Source organism: Streptomyces sp. R11 (assembly GCF_041051905.1).
GTDB lineage: Bacteria > Actinomycetota > Actinomycetes > Streptomycetales > Streptomycetaceae > Streptomyces.
Map to the genome: position 1 here is coordinate 3,500,661 of NZ_CP163432.1, position 16,359 is coordinate 3,517,019.

The following is a 16,359-nucleotide window of genomic DNA, read 5'->3' on the forward strand; positions in this document are numbered from 1 at the left end:
TTGCCCGAAGCCGCAACTGCTCTTGGTGCGCCCTTTACTTTTCGAGGACCGTATCAAGAGCCTTGCGCTGCAGGTCCGCCAGCTCACCGCAGCCCGAAACCGCCAGGTCCAGCAGGGAGTTGAGCTCCTCCCGGGCGAAGGGCTCGGCCTCGGCGGTGCCCTGGACCTCGACGAAGCGGCCGTCGCCGGTGCAGACGACGTTCATGTCGGTGTCGGCCTTCACGTCCTCCTCGTAGCGCAGGTCGAGCAGCGGCACGCCGCCGACGATACCGACCGAGACGGCGCTGACGGTGCCGGTGAGGGGCTTGCGGCCGGGCTTGATCAGCTTCTTGCCCTGGGCCCAGGAGATGGCGTCGGCGAGGGCGACATAGGCGCCGGTGATGGCCGCGGTGCGGGTGCCGCCGTCGGCCTGGAGGACGTCGCAGTCGAGGACGATCGTGTTCTCGCCGAGCGCCTTGTAGTCGATGACCGCGCGCAGGGAGCGGCCGATGAGGCGGCTGATCTCGTGCGTACGGCCGCCGATCTTGCCCCGGACGGATTCGCGGTCGCCGCGGGTGTTGGTGGCGCGGGGCAGCATGGCGTACTCCGCGGTGACCCAGCCCTCGCCACTGCCCTTGCGCCAGCGCGGGACACCTTCGGTGAAGGAGGCGGTGCACAGGACCTTCGTGTCGCCGAAGGAGACGAGGACGGAGCCCTCTGCGTGCTTGCTCCAGGCGCGTTCGATGGTGACCGGGCGGAGCTGTTCGGGAGTGCGGCCGTCGATTCGAGGCATTGAGGACATGGCGTTGAGCCTAGCCGCACCGATGGAAGGGCCCCTCCCGTGGTGGGAAGGGGCCCTCAGTGGTGACGCGGAGGGTCCGTCAGGGGCTGAAGCCCGGGACGATGCCCGCGCTTCACATCATGTCTTCGATCTCCGCCGCGATCGGGTCGGCGTCGGTGCCGATGACGACCTGGATGGCGGTGCCCATCTTCACGACACCGTGGGCGCCGGCGGCCTTCAGGGCGGTCTCGTTCACCAGCGAGGGGTCGCTGACCTCGGTGCGGAGCCGGGTGATGCAGCCCTCGATCTCCTCGATGTTGTCGATGCCACCGAGCCCGGCGACGATCTTCTCAGCCTTGCTGGCCATGTTCCTTCTCCCTGATCCGAACCGCTTTGTCGCAGTAACCCACAGTTGGCCCATCTTTGCGAGCGGTCATGCCGTACGTGCCGAAGGATGGCGTTCACGACAGCGGAACCGTCCGACAACTGGTCTACACCACCTTACCGAGGGGCGTCCATGAGTGCCGACAGCTCCGCCATCAGCCCCGCGCGCGCCCGCTGGAACACAGCCTTCCAGGGCCTGCAGAAGATGGGCCGCAGCCTTCAGCTCCCGATCGCCGTCCTGCCCGCCGCCGGCATCCTCAACCGGCTCGGACAGCCGGACGTGTTCGGCGACGAGGGGCTGGGCTGGGACAACGTTTCGAAGGTGATGGACGGCGCGGGCAGCGCGCTGCTCGACGGTTCGCTCGGCCTGCCGCTGCTGTTCTGCGTGGGCGTGGCCATCGGCATGGCGAAGAAGGCCGACGGCTCGACGGCGCTGGCGGCGGTCGTGGGGTTCCTCGTCTACTACACCGTGCTGCGCGAGTTCCCGGAGGACTGCCCGGGGGGCTCGACGGCGGTCCCGAACGTCGGCTGCCAGGTGGAGGACGGGACGGTGACCGTCTTCGAGTACCAGAACCCCGGCGTCTTCGGCGGCATCGTCATCGGCCTGCTGGCCGCGTTCTTCTGGGCCCGCTATCACCGTACGAAGCTGGTGGACTGGCTCGGCTTCTTCAACGGGCGGCGCCTCGTCCCGATCATCATGGCGTTCGTCGCGATCGTGTTCGCGGTGCTGTGCCTGTGGGTCTGGCCGCCGATCGGTGACGCGCTGGAGAGCTTCAGCGACTGGATGAGCGACCTGGACGCATGGGGCGCGGGAGTGTTCGGCATCGCGAACCGTGCACTGCTGGTGGTGGGTCTGCACCAGTTCCTCAACGTGCCCATCTGGTTCCAGTTCGGCACCTACACCACGCCCGACGGCGAGGTCGTGCACGGCGACATCAACATGTTCCTCGCGGGCGACCCGGACGCCGGCCAGTTCACCTCGGGCTTCTTCCCGATCATGATGTTCGCCCTGCCGGCCGCCGCCCTGGCCATGACCCACTGCGCCAGGCCGAGCCGCCGCAAGGAGGTCGGCGGCCTGATGACCTCCGTGGCCCTGACGTCCTTCGTCACCGGTATCACGGAACCGATCGAGTACTCGTTCCTCTTCATCGCGCCCCTGCTGTACGCGGTGCACGCGTTGCTGACGGGTGTGTCGATGGCGGTGACGTGGGCGCTAGGGGTCCATGACGGGTTCAGCTTCTCGGCCGGGCTGATCGACTACATCATCAACTGGAACCTGGCCACGAGACCCTGGGCGATCATTCCCATCGGTCTGTGTTTCGCCGTCGTCTATTACGCGATCTTCCGGTTCGCGATCACGAAGTTCGATCTCAAGACTCCGGGTAGGGAGCCGGACGAGGAGGTCGAGGACGCGACGAAGGCGTAGCCGGTTCGCCGGGGGCGGCGTAGCCGATTCGTCACAGAAATCGCGGGTTCCTTATCCGCCCTTCACCGTGCTACAACAGGTCTACACCACTAAGTGGTGTAGACCATGCGGCGTTTCCGCATGGCGATGAGACGCCGCCGTCCCCAGCCTTGTTCCCCGGGCGGCGCCATGCCCTCTGGAGGAAGTTGTGACCACGGCCAGCGCCGCTCCCGCGGCCGACAAGAAGAAGGGCGCCGGCGCGATGGCTGTCCTGCAGCGCATCGGCCGCAGCCTGATGCTGCCGGTGGCTGTGCTGCCCGCCGCCGCGCTGCTGGTCCGCTTCGGCAACGCCGACATGCTCGGCGACCCGGAGTACCCCGCCTTCCTGACGAAGATCGCGGGCTTCATGACCGCCGGCGGCAACGCCATCCTCGACAACATGGCCCTGCTCTTCGCGGTGGGCATCGCGATCGGCTTCGCGAAGAAGTCGGACGGCTCGACCGCGCTCGCGGCGGTCGTCGGCTACCTGGTCTTCAAGAACGTGCTGGGCACGTTCACCGACGGCAGCCTGCCCAAGAAGGAGGCCATAGTCGACGGCAAGATCGTCATGGTCGAGCAGGCGGTGGACGCCAAGGTCCTCGGCGGCGTGGTCATGGGCATCGTCGTCGCCCTCCTCTACCAGCGCTTCTACCGCACCAAGCTGCCGGACTGGGCGGGCTTCTTCGGCGGCCGCCGGCTGGTCCCGATCCTGTCGGCCTTCGCGGGCCTGATCATCGGCATCGTCTTCGGCTACATCTGGCCCGTCCTCGGCACCGGTCTGCACAACTTCGGTGAGTGGCTGGTCGGTTCGGGCGCGGTCGGCGCCGGCATCTTCGGTGTCGCCAACCGTGCGCTGATCCCGATCGGCATGCACCACCTGCTGAACTCCTTCCCCTGGTTCCAGGCGGGCGAGTACGAGGGCAAGAGCGGCGACATCGCCCGCTTCCTGGCCGGTGACCCGACGGCCGGACAGTTCATGACCGGCTTCTTCCCGATCATGATGTTCGCCCTGCCGGCCGCCTGTCTGGCGATCGTGCACTGTGCCCGCCCCGAGCGCCGCAAGGTCGTCGGCGGCATGATGTTCTCCCTCGCGCTGACCTCGTTCGTCACCGGCGTGACCGAGCCCATCGAGTTCACGTTCATGTTCATCGCGCCGGTCCTGTACGCCATCCACGCGGTGCTGACCGGTGTCTCCATGGCGCTGACCTGGGCACTCGGTATGAAGGACGGCTTCGGTTTCTCGGCCGGCGCGGTCGACTTCTTCCTGAACCTCGGCATCGCCACCAACCCGTGGGGCCTGGCCCTGGTGGGCCTGTGCTTCGCCGCGGTCTACTACGTGGTCTTCCGCTTCGCGATCACGAAGTTCAACCTGCCGACGCCGGGCCGCGAGTCCGACGAGGAGCTCGCCGAACTCCAGAAGGCCGAGGCGAAGTAGCCGGACGGCTCGTAACCACGGCGAAGGCCCCGGAACCCAAAGGTTCCGGGGCCTTCGGGCGCATACGGGCCTGAACCCCGTACGGGCCGGTGCTCGACCGGGCTAGATCTCGTACGCCTGCCTCGGCGCCGCCAGTTCCACCGGACCGTCGTAGACCTCACGCGCGTCGGCCAGGTTGACCTGGGGGTCGGTCCACGGCGGGATGTGGGTGAGGACCAGGCGGCGGGCACCCGCGCGGGCCGCCGACTCACCCGCCTCGCGGCCGTTGAGGTGCAGGTCGGGGATGTTCTCCTTGCCGTGCGTGAACGCGGCCTCGCACAGGAACAGGTCGGCGTCGCGGGCCAGTTCGTCCAGGGCCGCGCTGACGCCGGTGTCGCCGGAGTAGGTCAGCGTCCTTCCACCGTGTTCGATCCGGATGCCGTACGCCTCGACGGGATGGGCCACGCGTTCCGTGTGCACCGTGAACGGGCCGATCTCGAAGGTGGACGGCTTGACCGTGTGGAAGTCGAAGACCTCGCTCATGGACGAGGCGGTGGGGGTGTCGGCGTAGGCGGTGGTCAGGCGATGCTCCGTGCCCTCGGGTCCGTAGACCGGGAGCGGGTCGCAGCGGCCGCCGTCGTGCCGGTAGTAGCGCGCCACGAAGTACGCGCACATGTCGATGCAGTGGTCGGCGTGCAGATGGCTGAGGAAGATCGCGTCGAGGTCGTAGAGACCGCAGTGGCGCTGCAGCTCGCCCAGGGCGCCGTTGCCCATGTCGAGAAGCAACCGGAAGCCGTCGGCCTCGACGAGGTAGCTCGAGCAGGCCGATTCCGCGGACGGGAACGACCCCGAGCAGCCGACGACGGTGAGCTTCATGAAACAGAAACCTCCGCTGGCGGAAAATGAGAAGATCGAGAAGTTTGGGCGTCGGGGGTCGTGCGGTTTGTCGAGCGTAAGGCGCAAAACCTTTGGTCGCTCCTCCGCCAAGGGCTGTTGTGGGCGAACTCACCTGTGGTGTCACGCGTTCGGCTGGATGCGGGGCGTATGAGGCGGGAGTGACGGCGCGCGGGGTGGGCGCGCGCCGGTACCTTCGTGCGTATGGACACGTCCTGGTGGCTCGCCCTCGCGGCGGTGGTACTGCTCGCGCTCGTCGCCACGCTCGTGGACGGGTGGGGGCGCAGACGGCGGCCCGAGGGGCGGCGGACCCGGCCGCCGGGGCGGCCGGGGGGACGTACGCGGGGGCTCGCCACCGCTCGTCCCGAGCCCGCGGAGATCTGGTGGGCGAACGTGCCCTACGAGGACGGGCCGGGCGCCAAGGACCGGCCCTGTCTGGTGCTCGCGGTGCGCGGGAAGCGGGTCACGGTCGCGAAGATCACCAGCAAGTACCGCGACGAGCGGTACGGCGTCATTCCGCTGCCGCCGGGCTCCGTCGGGGACGCGCGCGGGCGGGCGAGCTTCCTGGAGACGGACGAGCTGCGGGACGTCCCGGTGTCGGACTTCCGGCGGCGGGTGGGGGTGATGGACCCGGTCGTCTGGGACCAGGTCCGTCACCTCGCCACATAGGGCGCCGTCACTCGCCCCGTCAGGGCCTCGCGGACCCCGAGCCGGCAGGTCGTGCGCACCGGCTCACGCCCAGAGCTGCCCCTGGAGCGTCTCGATGGCCTCTTCGGTCGTCGCCGCGGTGTAGACGCCGGTCGAGAGGTACTTCCAACCGCCGTCGGCGACGACGAACACGATGTCCGCGCTCTCGCCCGCCTTCAGCGCCTTGTTGCCCACGCCGATCGCCGCGTGCAGGGCGGCACCGGTGGAGACGCCCGCGAAGATGCCCTCCTGCTGGAGCAGCTCGCGGGTGCGGGTGACCGCGTCGGCCGAACCGACCGAGAAGCGGGTGGTCAGGACCGAGGCGTCGTACAGCTCGGGCACGAAGCCCTCGTCGAGGTTGCGCAGGCCGTAGACGAGGTCGTCGTAGCGGGGTTCCGCGGCGACGATCTTCACGCCCGGCTTGTGCTCGCGCAGATAGCGGCCGACGCCCATCAGGGTGCCGGTGGTGCCGAGGCCGGCGACGAAGTGGGTGACTGAGGGGAGGTCGGCGAGGATCTCCGGGCCGGTCGTGGCGTAGTGGGCGCCCGCGTTGTCCGGGTTGCCGTACTGGTAGAGCATCACCCAGTCGGGGTGCTCGGCGGACAGCTCCTTGGCCACCCGTACGGCGGTGTTGGAGCCGCCCGCGGCGGGGCTGGAGATGATCTCCGCGCCCCACATGGCGAGCAGGTCCCGGCGCTCCTGCGAGGTGTTCTCCGGCATCACGCACACGATCCGGTAGCCCTTGAGCTTCGCCGCCATCGCCAGGGAGATGCCGGTGTTGCCGCTGGTCGGCTCCAGGATCGTGCAGCCCGGGGTGAGGCGGCCGTCCTTCTCCGCCTGCTCGATCATGTGCAGGGCCGGGCGGTCCTTGACCGAGCCGGTGGGGTTGCGGTCCTCCAGCTTGGCCCAGATGCGGACGTCCTCGGACGGCGACAACCGCGGCAGGCACACCAGAGGGGTGTTGCCCACCGCGGCGAGCGGGGAGTCGTAGCGCATGTGGATCAGGCCATACCGCCGGCCACGGCCGGCAGGATCGTGACGTTGTCGCCGTCGGCGAGCTTGGTGTTGATGCCGTCGAGGAAGCGGACGTCCTCGTCGTTCAGGTAGACGTTGACGAAGCGGCGCAGCTGGCCGCCGTCGACGATGCGTGCCTGGATGCCCGCGTGCCGGCTCTCGAGGTCGGTGAACAGCTCGGCGAGGGTGTCACCGCTGCCCTCCACCGCCTTCTGACCGTCGGTGTAGGTGCGGAGGATGGTGGGGATGCGGACCTCGATGGCCATGGCTCAGGGCTCCTGTCGGGAGTTAGTCAGTCGGGGGCGCGCGGCAGCGCAAGTACAGCGGGGGTGGTGCGTGTGAGGCGCCGCGGCTCACGGCCGTACGGCGGCAGGGGCAGCGTCAACAGATGGCGCTGGCGAGCCTGCACAGGTCGACGTGCAGCCGCGCCACGAGCAGCATGCCCGGCGTCTTTTCGCTCACGTCGTGGAAAACCATGGGGTCATCGTATCGATTCCCGGTCCGGCTTTTGGAATGTGATCCCACATCGCGGACGCTTTGCGGCCGGAGAGTGAGACCGCGCTGTTCAGACCGGCTCGGTCCGCCGGTCAGTACGCCTCGACAACCTTGACCTCCTCCTCCGTCACCTCGCCGTCGACGATCCGGTAGGAGCGGAACTGGAACTCGCCGAGGCCGTCGGTGTCGGCCGTGGAGACCAGGACGTAGTGCGCGCCGGGCTCGTTGGCGTAGGAGATGTCGGTGCGCGAGGGGTAGGCCTCGGTGGCCGTGTGCGAGTGGTAGATGACCACCGGCTCCTCGTCGCGGTCGTCCATCTCGCGGTAGAGCTTGAGCAGGTCGCCCGAGTCGAACTCGTAGAAGGTGGGCGACATCGCCGCGTTCAGCATCGGGATGAAGCGCTCGGGGCGGTCCGAGCCGGCCGGGCCCGCGACGACGCCGCACGCCTCGTCGGGGTGGTCCTTGCGCGCGTGGGCGACGATCTGGTCGACGAGGGCCTGGGTGATGGTCAGCATGCTCGTCAGGATAAACAGAGGGGCCGCTCCGTACCGAGGGATGGTACGGAGCGGCCCATATACCGGACGCCCTGAGCGGCAGCCGTCGGGAGCGCCACGAGTGCTCCCGACGGCGGGACGTCCTGGACAAGCAGCTCGGCAACGCCCTAAAGGGGCGCGGGGAACTGCGCGACCAGCCACAGCGGCGCCGCAGACAACGGACGGCCTTCCGCGGCGATCACCTCACGGGCTCTTTCAGCGAAGCGTCCAGCTCGGGCTCGTCGCCACCGCGAGCGGTGAGCTGCGGGTTGCGCTTCTTGAGGATCGACCAGCCGACCCCCAGGGCGACGGCCCAGCCTGCCGCGACGTACAGGCAGATCCGCGCGTCCTTGTCGTACGCGATCATGAAGGTCACGCCGATGAGGAAGAGCAGCGCGACCCAGCTGAACAGCGCCCCGCCGGGAGCGGGGAAGGACGAGGCACGCAGCCGGCCCGCGTCGACCGCCGCGCGGTAGCGGATGTGGCTGACGAGGATCATCATCCAGGTCCAGATGCCTGCCGCGGTGGCGACGGAGGTGACGTAGAGGAACGCCTTCTCCGGGACGACGTAGTTCAGGACCACGCCGATGCCCATGAGCGCCACGGAGACCGAGATGCCGACGGCGGGCGTCTTGCGGGCGTTGAGCTTGCCGAAGGCCTGCGGGGCCTCGCTGTTGGACGCGAGGTCGCGCAGCATCCGGCCGGTCGAGTACATGCCGGAGTTGCAGGACGACAGGGCCGCGGTGAGCACCACGAAGTTGACGATGCCCGCGGCGAGCGGGATGCCGATCTTGCCGAACGCGTGGACGAACGGGCTCTCGCCCGCGGAGAACTCGGTCCACTTGACGACGGAGAGGATCACCAGCAGCGCACCGACGTAGAAGACGATGATGCGCCAGGGCAGCGTGTTGATGGCCTTGGGCAGGGTCTTCTCGGGGTTCTCGGACTCGCCCGCGGTGACGCCGACGAGCTCGACGGCGAGGTAGGCGAACATGACGCCCTGGAGCGTCATCAGGCTGGAGCCGATGCCGTTCGGGAAGAAGCCGTCGTGCGACCAGAGGTTGGAGACGGTGGCGGTGTCACCGGCGTCGGAGAAGCCGAGGGTGAGCACGCCGAGGCCGATGACGATCATGCCGATGATGGCCGTGACCTTGATCATCGAGAACCAGAACTCGACCTCGCCGAAGATCTTGACGGAGATCAGGTTGACGCCGAAGAGCACCACCAGGAACACCAGGGCGCTGACCCACTGCGGGATCTCGGGGAACCAGAAGTGGATGTAGATCGCGGCGGCCGTGAGCTCGGCCATGCCGGTGACCACCCACATGAGCCAGTACGTCCAGCCCGTGACGAACCCGAAGAACGGGCCGAGGAACTCGCGGGCGTACTCGGCGAAGGAGCCGGAGACAGGCCGGTAGAGGAGCAGTTCGCCCAGGGCCCGCATGATGAAGAAGATGACGACGCCCGCGAGGGCGTACATGAGGATGATGCTGGGGCCGGCCTTGGCGATGTTCGCCCCGGCACCCATGAACAGGCCGACGCCGATGGCGCCGCCGATCGCGATCATCTGGACCTGACGGCTGCCGAGTCCTCGCTCGTACCCCTCTTCCGGGGCACCCGTGGCCTTCTCGTCAGTGACCTTCGCAGAGGTCATGTGTAGTGCGCCTTTCTCCATGCCGACCCGGGCCTTCGTCGGCCTCGGATCGGGTCTCGATCCCCCCGGATTGCTGGAGCTGTGCCCGGCCGACGATCCGTCGGCTTCGTGGCGCACCCGGCCGAACATTCGGGTGGTGCTCGTCGGGCGTCGTGAAGATTTATCACGGCCGTCACACTGATCGACTAAAGGACATGTGGCGCATCGCACAAGAAGAACCGGACAAAAGGAACGCCGCCCCCCAAGGCGGGTGGCGGCGGTGACGCGATCGTTATCCGGATTTGAGCGTCCGCTGAGCGAACACAGAACCGTCACATATCGCTACAGAAGCGTCGCAATCTAAGGCATCAGCGTGGCGACCAGCGTCTCCTGGAGACCGCCCAGCCACAGATACGCCATCACCATCGGCTTGCGCGGGTCCTCGTCCGGGAGCCGGTAGAGCAGGTCGGTGTCGTCCTCGTCGGCGATGTCCAGGCGGGAGCCGATGGCCAGACGCAGGTCGTTGAGGGCGCCGAGCCACTGCTGGGACTCCTCGACGGAGAGCTTGAGCACCGCGCCCCCCTCACCGGCGGAGGCGGAGCTGAGCCCGTCCAGGGAGCGGACCACCATGAGTGCGTTGTCGCGCTTGCCGGCGCGCAGGTCGTTCTCGGTGTAGCGGCGGAACTCCGCGGAGTACGCCCGCTGCTCCTCGGCCTCCTCGGCCTGCGGGGTGCCCTCGGGGTCACCGTAGGCGTCCGGGAAGAGGCGCTTGAGGACCGGATCGGCGGGCGGTTCGCTCGGCCCGTCGCTGAACAGTTCGGCGAGCGGGTCGTCGGGGGCGTCCTCGGCGGGGCCGGGGCCGATGAGCTCCAGGAGCTGGACGGCCAGCGACCGGATGATGGAGATCTCGACGTCGTCGAGGGCGACGGCCGCACCGCCGCCGGGGAGCGGTTCGAAGGTTCCTGGCATGGAGGAGATTCGCTACTTCCGGTCCTGTCGGTGGTTCCGGGGCTGCGGGCGAGCGGTCATTTGCGGTCCTGCTGGAGGGTGGCCCACAGCCCGTAGCCGTGCATGGCCTGCACGTCGCGTTCCATCTCCTCGCGGCTGCCGCTGGAGACGACCGCCCGGCCCTTGTGGTGGACGTCGAGCATGAGCTTGGTGGCCTTGTCCTTGGTGTAGCCGAAGTACGACTGGAAGACGTAGGTCACGTAGCTCATCAGGTTGACCGGGTCGTTGTGGACGATGGTGACCCAGGGGACGTCCGGCTCGGGGACGGCGAAGACCTCCTCCGCCGACTCGGTGCGTTCGATCTCTAGGGGAGCGGGTGACGTCACAGTGCCCATGCTGCCACCGCAGGGGGGTGGTCGCACAAACGGGCTGCGCAGGCGCGCCCGTTGTGACGTCCACCCCACAAATCGTCAAACTGACGAGATGGGGGTACCATCGGTTGCCATGAACACAGCGGACCTTGGGCTGCCGGTGGACGTTCCCTCGACGGCGCTCTTCACGGATCAGTACGAGTTCACGATGCTGCAGGCCGCCATGAAGTCGGGCACGGCCGAGCGGCGGAGCGTGTTCGAGGTCTTCACCCGGCGGCTGCCCGAGGGGCGGCGCTACGGCGTCGTGGCCGGCACCGGCCGGGTGCTGGACGCCGTCGAGAACTTCCGCTTCGACCCGGACGTCCTCGCCTTCCTGCGCGAGCGGAAGATCGTCGACGAGGAGACCCTGGACTGGCTCGCGGACTACCGCTTCTCCGGTGACATCTGGGGCTACCCCGAGGGCGAGGTCTACTTCCCGGGCTCGCCGATCATGCGGGTCGAGGGCACCTTCGCCGAGTGCGTGCTGCTGGAGACGGTGATCCTGTCCATCCTCAACCACGACTCCGCGATCGCCGCGGCCGCCTCCAGGATGTCGTCGGCCGCCGGTGAGCGCCCGATCATCGAGATGGGCGCCCGGCGCACCCACGAGCTTGCCGCGGTGGCCGCCTCGCGTGCCGCGTACCTCGGCGGCTTCACCTCCACCTCCGACCTCGCCGCGGGCTTCCGCTACGGCATCCCCACCGTCGGCACCAGCGCCCACGCCTTCACACTGCTGCACGACCGGGAGCGGGACGCCTTCCGGGCCCAGGTGAAGTCCATGGGCCGGGGCACCACGCTGCTCGTGGACACCTACGACGTCGCCGAGGCGGTCCGTACGGCCGTGGAGGTCGCCGGGCCCGAGCTGGGCGCCGTCCGGATCGACTCGGGCGACCTGCTGCTGGTCGCGCACCGGGTCCGGCAGCAGCTGGACGAGCTGGGCGCGACGGACACCAGGATCATCGTGACCTCCGACCTGGACGAGTACGCCATCGCCTCACTGGCCGCGGCACCGGTGGACGCGTACGGCGTCGGCACCCAGCTGGTGACCGGGTCCGGGCATCCGACCTGCTCGATGGTCTACAAGCTGGTCGCCCGCGCCGAGTCCGCCGACCCCACGGCACCGCTGGTGCCGGTCGCGAAGAAGTCCAGCGGCGGCAAGACCTCCATCGGCGGCCGCAAGTGGGCGGCCCGGCGCCTCGACGAGTACGGCGCCGCCGAGGCCGAGGTCATCGGCACCGGGCCGGTTCCGGACGCTCTCGCCGACCGGCAGCTGCTGGTCGAGCTGGTCAAGGGCGGTGACGTGGTGGCCCGCGAGTCGCTGGATGTCGTACGGGACCGGCACACCGCCGCTCGCGCGAACCTGCCGCTGTCCGCGACGCAGCTCTCGCGCGGGGAACCCGTCATCCCGACGGAATATGTCAACGGGCGCTCGGGGGGCCTGACGGGGTCGTGAAGCGAGTGCGCCCGGCGCGCTCACTCCATGCCCCCTCCCGCAGTGCACCCGAAGTCTCTAGGCTCGGAGGTTCACGGCCGGGCCCGCACGCTTTCACCGTCCCGACCTCAGCGTCCATAACCGAAGGACACCGACCATGCGCCGCGCCTTGATCGTCGTAGATGTGCAGAACGACTTCTGCGAGGGAGGCAGCCTCGCGGTGGCCGGCGGTGCCGACGTGGCCGCCGCCGTCACCGAGCTGATCGGGCAGGCGGCCGGGTCGGGCTACCAGCACGTCGTGGCGACCCGCGATCACCACATCGCTCCCGGCGGCCACTTCTCCACCAACCCCGACTTCGCCCACTCCTGGCCGGCGCACTGCGTCGCCGGCACGGAGGGTGTCGGCTTTCACCCGAACTTCGCCCCCGCCGTCGCGTCCGGCGCGATCGACGCCGTGTTCGACAAGGGGGCGTACGCGGCGGCGTACAGCGGGTTCGAGGGGGCCGACGAGAACGGGGTGCGGCTGGCGGACTGGCTGCGGGCCAGGGAGGTCGTGGAGGTGGACGTGGTGGGCATCGCCACGGACCACTGTGTGCGCGCGACCGCGCTGGACGCGGCGCGGGAGGGCTTCCGTACGCAGGTGCTGCTGGATCTGACCGCCGGGGTGGCCTCGGAGACCACGGACCGGGCGCTCGAGGAGATGCGCGAGGCGGGCGTCGAGCTGACGGGCAAGCCGGTCGTCGCCTAGCGGCTCACACCGACCCTGGCCCACCGGCTCGCACGGGACCTCCTCCAGCGGCTCACGCCGGTGCCGCCGGGCGCCTCAGCAGTGCCCGGATCGGGTGCCACAGCTCCTGGGCGAGTTCAGGGCCCATGACGACACCGTTGTCAGGTGCCGTTCGCCATATCAGGCCGTCGGGGTGGTGCAGGACCGCCGTGATCTCGTCGGGGGTCGGCGGGGCGGCGTTGCCCCGCAGATAGACGGCGCGCATGCCCAGGTTGCGGAGCCTGGTCAGGGCTCGGGCGCGGTTCTGGGCGTGGACGAGGACACGGACGCAGCCCGTGCCGTCGGTGGTGGGTCTGGGCAGGTTCAGCGCCACCACGACACTGCCGGTCGGCAGCTTGCAGAAACCTCCTGCGGCCATGCGGTCACACCCCCGTGCGAGTCGGTGTCAGGGTCGATGTCAGTTCCGGTGTCAATAACGGAAGCACAGGGTGCACCTAAACACGATCGGCGGCAACCCGCCAGGGGGTTGCCGCCGATCACGCCTTGACCTGCATATATGCGGTCTACTTCACCGCGGGACCGACCTCGACCGTGATCGTCGAGCCGTCCTTGGGCTCCTTGATGATCTTGATCTTGGTGTTGGTGTCAGTGATCTTGACACCCGCGGTCGGGGTCTCCGCGCTGTAGTACGTGCTGGTGTGGTCGTTGAAGACCGGCACCCCCGCACGCGACGGGATCCGGGTCGCGACGTCCGCGTTGTGCAGCGTCATGCCGTCCGTGCGGTACGTGCTGAACGGCGCGTCGTAGGACTGGATGCGGTTGCGCATCAGCGTGCCGTCGGACCACTTCAGCGGAGCCGGGTGGGAGTCGACCGGGAGGACGAGGCCGACACCGGGGTGCTTGCTGGTGTTGTTGTCCGCCTGGGAGGTGTCCCACTTCCAGATCAACAGACCGTTCTGGTACGCGTAGTGCTCCACCCAGTCCGGGCGGGTCGTCGAGAAGCCGAAGTTGTACGGGCCCGTCTTCAGGGTCTTGTCGTACGACACGTACTGACGGTTCTCGGCGATGTAGTACTGCGCGTAGTCGTCCGTGATGGACGCGCCGATGCGCGAGAAGCCCTTCGTCTTCCAAGCGGCGTCCGCGGTCTCGGCGTTGTCCGAGAACACGGCCGTGCCGTCGGCGGTCACGGTGATCTGGTCGGCCGCGAAGCCCTTCTGGGCCACGCCGCCGTCCGTCTGGTAGCGGAAGCGCAGGTCGAACTTCTTGCCCGCGTAGGCGTCGAGCGGGAAGACCAGCTTCTTGTACGCGTCCACCGTGCCCGTGATCGCCGGCTTGCCGCTGGCGTCCTTCGGGATGGCCGCGCCGTCGACGGTGCCGTCGATCGCGGTCCAGTTGGCGCCGCCGTCGGTCGAGACCTCGGTGTAGAGGTAGTCGTACTCGGCCTCGATGTCGTACCAGCCGTCCAGCGTCAGGGATGCCGCCGACTTGCCGGTGAGGTCCACCGAACGGGTCAGCGTGTTGGCGAGGTTGTCGCCGCTGCCGCTCCACCACTGGTTCGCGCCCTGCGCCGGGGCGACGATCTCGGTGGTGACCTTCTTCTTGGGAAGCTCGACCACGAGGGCCTGCTTGTGCCGGGTGTTGTACTCGGCGAGGCCCAGCTTGTGCTCGGACGTCGTCGCGGCCTTGGCCGTGTCGTACTTCAGCCAGCCCAGCTGCAGCTTGTCCCAGCCGGTCATGTCGCCGGGCAGGTCACCGATCTCCTTCTTGCCGGTGCCGAGCCAGGAACCGGAGGACATCAGGGTCCAGAAGCCGGTGGAGTTCTCGCCGCCCTGGGTGTCGTAGTGGTCCGGCAGACCGAGGTCGTGGCCGTACTCGTGGGCGAAGACGCCGAGTCCGCCGTTCTCCGGCTGGACGGTGTAGTCGCCGACCCAGACGCCGGTGGAGCCGATCTGCGCGCCGCCCAGCTTGTTGCCGTCGGGGCCGGTGGCACCCGCGTCGGTGCCGAACGCGTACCAGCGGTGGGCCCAGATCGCGTCGGTGCCCTGCGCGCCGCCGCCCGCGGACTCGTCCTCACCGGCGTGCACGATCTGGAAGTGGTCGATGTAGCCGTCGGCCTCGTTGAAGTCGCCGTCGCCATCGAAGTCGTAGCGGTCCCACTGGTCGAACTGCGCGACGTCCGCCTTGATCTCGGCGTCGGTCTTCCCAGCTGCCTTCTGCTGGGCGACCCACGAGCTCAGACCGTCGCTGACGACGTTCCAGACGCTGGAGCAGTTGGTCTGGCCGCAGGCGTTGTTGCCGTAACGGGCCTCGTTGTAGGGGACCTTGACCCAGTCGGTGACCTCACCCTCGACCGAGTAGCGGCCCGAGGACTGCTTCTCGTAGTACTTCTTCAGCGACTCGGTCTTCTTGCCGGTGCCGAAGTAGAGGTCCTCGTAGTGCTTCTTGTTGTAGTCCGCCTGCCAGGCGGTCGAGTTGTCCTTCTTGCGCTCGGGCTCGGCTATCTGGTTGTGGGCCGGGCCGGGCGTGCCGCCGAACTCGCTGATCTTGTCGCCGAACTCGACCAGGATCGTGAAGATCTTGTCGGTCTTCTCGCGGCCCAGCTCGACGTACTTGCTGTCGCCCTTCTTGCTCTTGAGCTCGACGACCTGCGAGCCGTCACGCTTCTTGGCCTTGGCCCGCCCGGATATGAGCTGGTTCAGGGCCTCCTCGCGCTGCGCCTCCTGAGTCTTGCTCATCGGGCCGTCGAGGTTGTGGTCGGCGTGAGTGTGCTCCGCCGGGTCGTGCCGCTCGACGGACGCCGCCGGCGCGCCTTCGTCGGCCTGAGCCACCGCGAAGGTCGAGAACGTCGCCGCTGCGGTCGCGAGCGCGACGGCGGTTGCCGCCGTTCGGAACGTCCAGGGTCTGCTGGTCACTTGCTTCCTCCCCCGCGTCCGGGCACGCGGAAGGAAGGGTCCTGGTCGTGGAGTTCCGCGGGCGCCTGATCAACGCGTGTAGTCAAGTGACGACATTTGACTAGAGGTTAAGCAGAAAAAACAGACCTTGACTTGCACAGGTCAATTGCATTATGCGGAGTTGATGTTCGTTTAGCGGACAACGACCTTTCCGGCAATGGGCGCGTGTCGCTGTCCACTTGGTGGACGAGATGACTCCGTGCGCCCCCCGTGCACCGGCACTGTTGGTCAGGTCACGCTTACGGTTTGTTCCACTCGGGCATGCACGCCGTTAGAGTCGGATGGCGGAACGCCCGGACGTCGGCGGAAAGCCAGGCCGAGACCCCCGTGCACCCCTGATTCCGAGGACACGATGATCATGCCTCGTCCGACTGCCGCACAGCTCGCCTACGGCTCGTGCACCGTGATCTTTTCGACGCTCGCCATGCTGCTGCTGTCACAGACCAGTTCGGGCGTGGGGATCGCGGTCATCGCCGTATCGGCGCTTCTGCTCGGGCTGCTGGTCGCCATGACGGTGCCCATGCCCAAGAGGCCCCGCGTGGTGGTTGTGCGCAAGCCCGCCCGCACTGAACGGGAGCAGGCTGAGGAGCCTGTCCTGACCCAGTCCTGACGTACGCCGGCCGTCGGCACCGA

General features: G+C 68.3%; 18 protein-coding genes. 6 read left to right on the plus strand and 12 right to left on the minus strand.

Features of this window, described 5'->3' with window-relative positions; translation table 11 throughout:
- Positions 1–34: 34 nt before the first annotated feature.
- Together rph and AB5J55_RS15970 are read right to left on the minus strand one after the other, a co-directional pair.
- Entirely contained in the window at positions 35–772 is a 738-nt protein-coding gene (gene rph / locus AB5J55_RS15965; protein ID WP_369276197.1) for a ribonuclease PH, read from the minus strand.
- 121 nt (positions 773–893) lie between these two features.
- Positions 894–1,127: a PTS glucose/sucrose transporter subunit IIB gene (locus AB5J55_RS15970; protein WP_328427381.1), complete on the minus strand. Its 234-nt coding sequence runs from the start codon at positions 1,125–1,127 to the stop codon at positions 894–896.
- Between the two features lie 150 nt (positions 1,128–1,277).
- On the opposite strand from AB5J55_RS15970, the gene AB5J55_RS15975 reads away from it, so the two are divergent.
- Positions 1,278–2,570, plus strand: coding sequence for a PTS transporter subunit EIIC (locus AB5J55_RS15975; RefSeq protein WP_369271323.1), 1,293 nt, complete (start codon positions 1,278–1,280; stop codon positions 2,568–2,570).
- A 187-nt stretch (positions 2,571–2,757) separates the two neighbouring features.
- A complete protein-coding gene (locus AB5J55_RS15980; protein ID WP_369271324.1) occupies positions 2,758–4,023 on the plus strand; it encodes a PTS transporter subunit EIIC in 1,266 nt (421 codons plus the stop codon).
- Positions 4,024–4,125: 102 nt separating this feature from the next.
- Here the strand turns inward: AB5J55_RS15980 and AB5J55_RS15985 are convergent, their stop codons facing one another.
- Positions 4,126–4,878, minus strand: coding sequence for an MBL fold metallo-hydrolase (locus AB5J55_RS15985; protein ID WP_369271325.1), 753 nt, complete (start codon positions 4,876–4,878; stop codon positions 4,126–4,128).
- Positions 4,879–5,100: 222 nt separating this feature from the next.
- On the opposite strand from AB5J55_RS15985, the gene AB5J55_RS15990 reads away from it, so the two are divergent.
- Complete coding sequence (locus AB5J55_RS15990; RefSeq protein WP_369271326.1) at positions 5,101–5,565, plus strand: type II toxin-antitoxin system PemK/MazF family toxin; 465 nt, start codon at positions 5,101–5,103, stop codon at positions 5,563–5,565.
- A gap of 63 nt (positions 5,566–5,628) precedes the next feature.
- Here AB5J55_RS15990 and AB5J55_RS15995 read toward each other — a convergent pair whose 3' ends face one another.
- The 7 genes from AB5J55_RS15995 to clpS all read right to left on the minus strand — a co-directional run bounded on the left by AB5J55_RS15995 (position 5,629) and on the right by clpS (position 10,601).
- Positions 5,629–6,579 (minus strand): cysteine synthase, encoded by a 951-nt coding sequence (locus tag AB5J55_RS15995; RefSeq protein ID WP_362383002.1) that lies wholly within the window; start codon positions 6,577–6,579, stop codon positions 5,629–5,631.
- A 5-nt stretch (positions 6,580–6,584) separates the two neighbouring features.
- Positions 6,585–6,863, minus strand: a complete 279-nt coding sequence (locus AB5J55_RS16000; RefSeq protein WP_369271327.1) for a MoaD/ThiS family protein — start codon at positions 6,861–6,863, stop codon at positions 6,585–6,587.
- A gap of 115 nt (positions 6,864–6,978) precedes the next feature.
- A complete protein-coding gene (locus tag AB5J55_RS16005) occupies positions 6,979–7,074 on the minus strand; it encodes a putative leader peptide (protein WP_316959376.1) in 96 nt (31 codons plus the stop codon).
- Between the two features lie 110 nt (positions 7,075–7,184).
- Positions 7,185–7,607, minus strand: coding sequence for a Mov34/MPN/PAD-1 family protein (locus AB5J55_RS16010; RefSeq protein ID WP_234763256.1), 423 nt, complete (start codon positions 7,605–7,607; stop codon positions 7,185–7,187).
- 217 nt (positions 7,608–7,824) lie between these two features.
- The gene (locus tag AB5J55_RS16015) at positions 7,825–9,279 is read right to left on the minus strand and encodes an amino acid permease (RefSeq protein ID WP_369271328.1); all 1,455 of its coding nucleotides are present in this window, start codon (positions 9,277–9,279) and stop codon (positions 7,825–7,827) included.
- 339 nt (positions 9,280–9,618) lie between these two features.
- Complete coding sequence (locus AB5J55_RS16020; RefSeq protein WP_369271329.1) at positions 9,619–10,227, minus strand: DUF2017 domain-containing protein; 609 nt, start codon at positions 10,225–10,227, stop codon at positions 9,619–9,621.
- Between the two features lie 56 nt (positions 10,228–10,283).
- The gene (gene clpS, locus AB5J55_RS16025) at positions 10,284–10,601 is read right to left on the minus strand and encodes an ATP-dependent Clp protease adapter ClpS (RefSeq protein ID WP_328427371.1); all 318 of its coding nucleotides are present in this window, start codon (positions 10,599–10,601) and stop codon (positions 10,284–10,286) included.
- Between the two features lie 109 nt (positions 10,602–10,710).
- Between clpS and AB5J55_RS16030 the strand changes: the two genes are divergently transcribed.
- Both AB5J55_RS16030 and AB5J55_RS16035 read left to right on the plus strand, forming a co-directional pair.
- Entirely contained in the window at positions 10,711–12,069 is a 1,359-nt protein-coding gene (locus AB5J55_RS16030) for a nicotinate phosphoribosyltransferase (protein WP_369271330.1), read from the plus strand.
- Positions 12,070–12,205: 136 nt separating this feature from the next.
- Complete coding sequence (locus tag AB5J55_RS16035; RefSeq protein ID WP_328881359.1) at positions 12,206–12,796, plus strand: isochorismatase family protein; 591 nt, start codon at positions 12,206–12,208, stop codon at positions 12,794–12,796.
- Positions 12,797–12,848: 52 nt separating this feature from the next.
- Here the strand turns inward: AB5J55_RS16035 and AB5J55_RS16040 are convergent, their stop codons facing one another.
- Together AB5J55_RS16040 and AB5J55_RS16045 are read right to left on the minus strand one after the other, a co-directional pair.
- Entirely contained in the window at positions 12,849–13,193 is a 345-nt protein-coding gene (locus AB5J55_RS16040) for a hypothetical protein (protein ID WP_369271331.1), read from the minus strand.
- A 145-nt stretch (positions 13,194–13,338) separates the two neighbouring features.
- Positions 13,339–15,687 (minus strand): immune inhibitor A domain-containing protein, encoded by a 2,349-nt coding sequence (locus tag AB5J55_RS16045; RefSeq protein WP_369271332.1) that lies wholly within the window; start codon positions 15,685–15,687, stop codon positions 13,339–13,341.
- A 391-nt stretch (positions 15,688–16,078) separates the two neighbouring features.
- On the opposite strand from AB5J55_RS16045, the gene AB5J55_RS16050 reads away from it, so the two are divergent.
- Positions 16,079–16,336, plus strand: coding sequence for a hypothetical protein (locus AB5J55_RS16050; protein ID WP_369271333.1), 258 nt, complete (start codon positions 16,079–16,081; stop codon positions 16,334–16,336).
- Positions 16,337–16,359: the final 23 nt, after the last annotated feature.

Bases quoted from the DNA above. Each gene is read 5' to 3' on its own strand.
- rph (WP_369276197.1), bottom strand. From the start codon at position 772: ATGCCTCGAATCGACGGCCGCACTCCCGAACAGCTCCGCCCGGTCACC.
- AB5J55_RS15970 (WP_328427381.1), bottom strand. From the start codon at position 1,127: ATGGCCAGCAAGGCTGAGAAGATCGTCGCCGGGCTCGGTGGCATCGAC.
- AB5J55_RS15975 (WP_369271323.1), top strand. From the start codon at position 1,278: ATGAGTGCCGACAGCTCCGCCATCAGCCCCGCGCGCGCCCGCTGGAAC.
- AB5J55_RS15985 (WP_369271325.1), bottom strand. From the start codon at position 4,878: ATGAAGCTCACCGTCGTCGGCTGCTCGGGGTCGTTCCCGTCCGCGGAA.
- AB5J55_RS15990 (WP_369271326.1), top strand. From the start codon at position 5,101: ATGGACACGTCCTGGTGGCTCGCCCTCGCGGCGGTGGTACTGCTCGCG.
- AB5J55_RS15995 (WP_362383002.1), bottom strand. From the start codon at position 6,579: ATGCGCTACGACTCCCCGCTCGCCGCGGTGGGCAACACCCCTCTGGTG.
- AB5J55_RS16000 (WP_369271327.1), bottom strand. From the start codon at position 6,863: ATGGCCATCGAGGTCCGCATCCCCACCATCCTCCGCACCTACACCGAC.
- AB5J55_RS16005 (WP_316959376.1), bottom strand. From the start codon at position 7,074: ATGGTTTTCCACGACGTGAGCGAAAAGACGCCGGGCATGCTGCTCGTG.
- AB5J55_RS16010 (WP_234763256.1), bottom strand. From the start codon at position 7,607: ATGCTGACCATCACCCAGGCCCTCGTCGACCAGATCGTCGCCCACGCG.
- AB5J55_RS16015 (WP_369271328.1), bottom strand. From the start codon at position 9,279: ATGACCTCTGCGAAGGTCACTGACGAGAAGGCCACGGGTGCCCCGGAA.
- AB5J55_RS16020 (WP_369271329.1), bottom strand. From the start codon at position 10,227: ATGCCAGGAACCTTCGAACCGCTCCCCGGCGGCGGTGCGGCCGTCGCC.
- clpS (WP_328427371.1), bottom strand. From the start codon at position 10,601: ATGGGCACTGTGACGTCACCCGCTCCCCTAGAGATCGAACGCACCGAG.
- AB5J55_RS16030 (WP_369271330.1), top strand. From the start codon at position 10,711: ATGAACACAGCGGACCTTGGGCTGCCGGTGGACGTTCCCTCGACGGCG.
- AB5J55_RS16035 (WP_328881359.1), top strand. From the start codon at position 12,206: ATGCGCCGCGCCTTGATCGTCGTAGATGTGCAGAACGACTTCTGCGAG.
- AB5J55_RS16040 (WP_369271331.1), bottom strand. From the start codon at position 13,193: ATGGCCGCAGGAGGTTTCTGCAAGCTGCCGACCGGCAGTGTCGTGGTG.
- AB5J55_RS16050 (WP_369271333.1), top strand. From the start codon at position 16,079: ATGATCATGCCTCGTCCGACTGCCGCACAGCTCGCCTACGGCTCGTGC.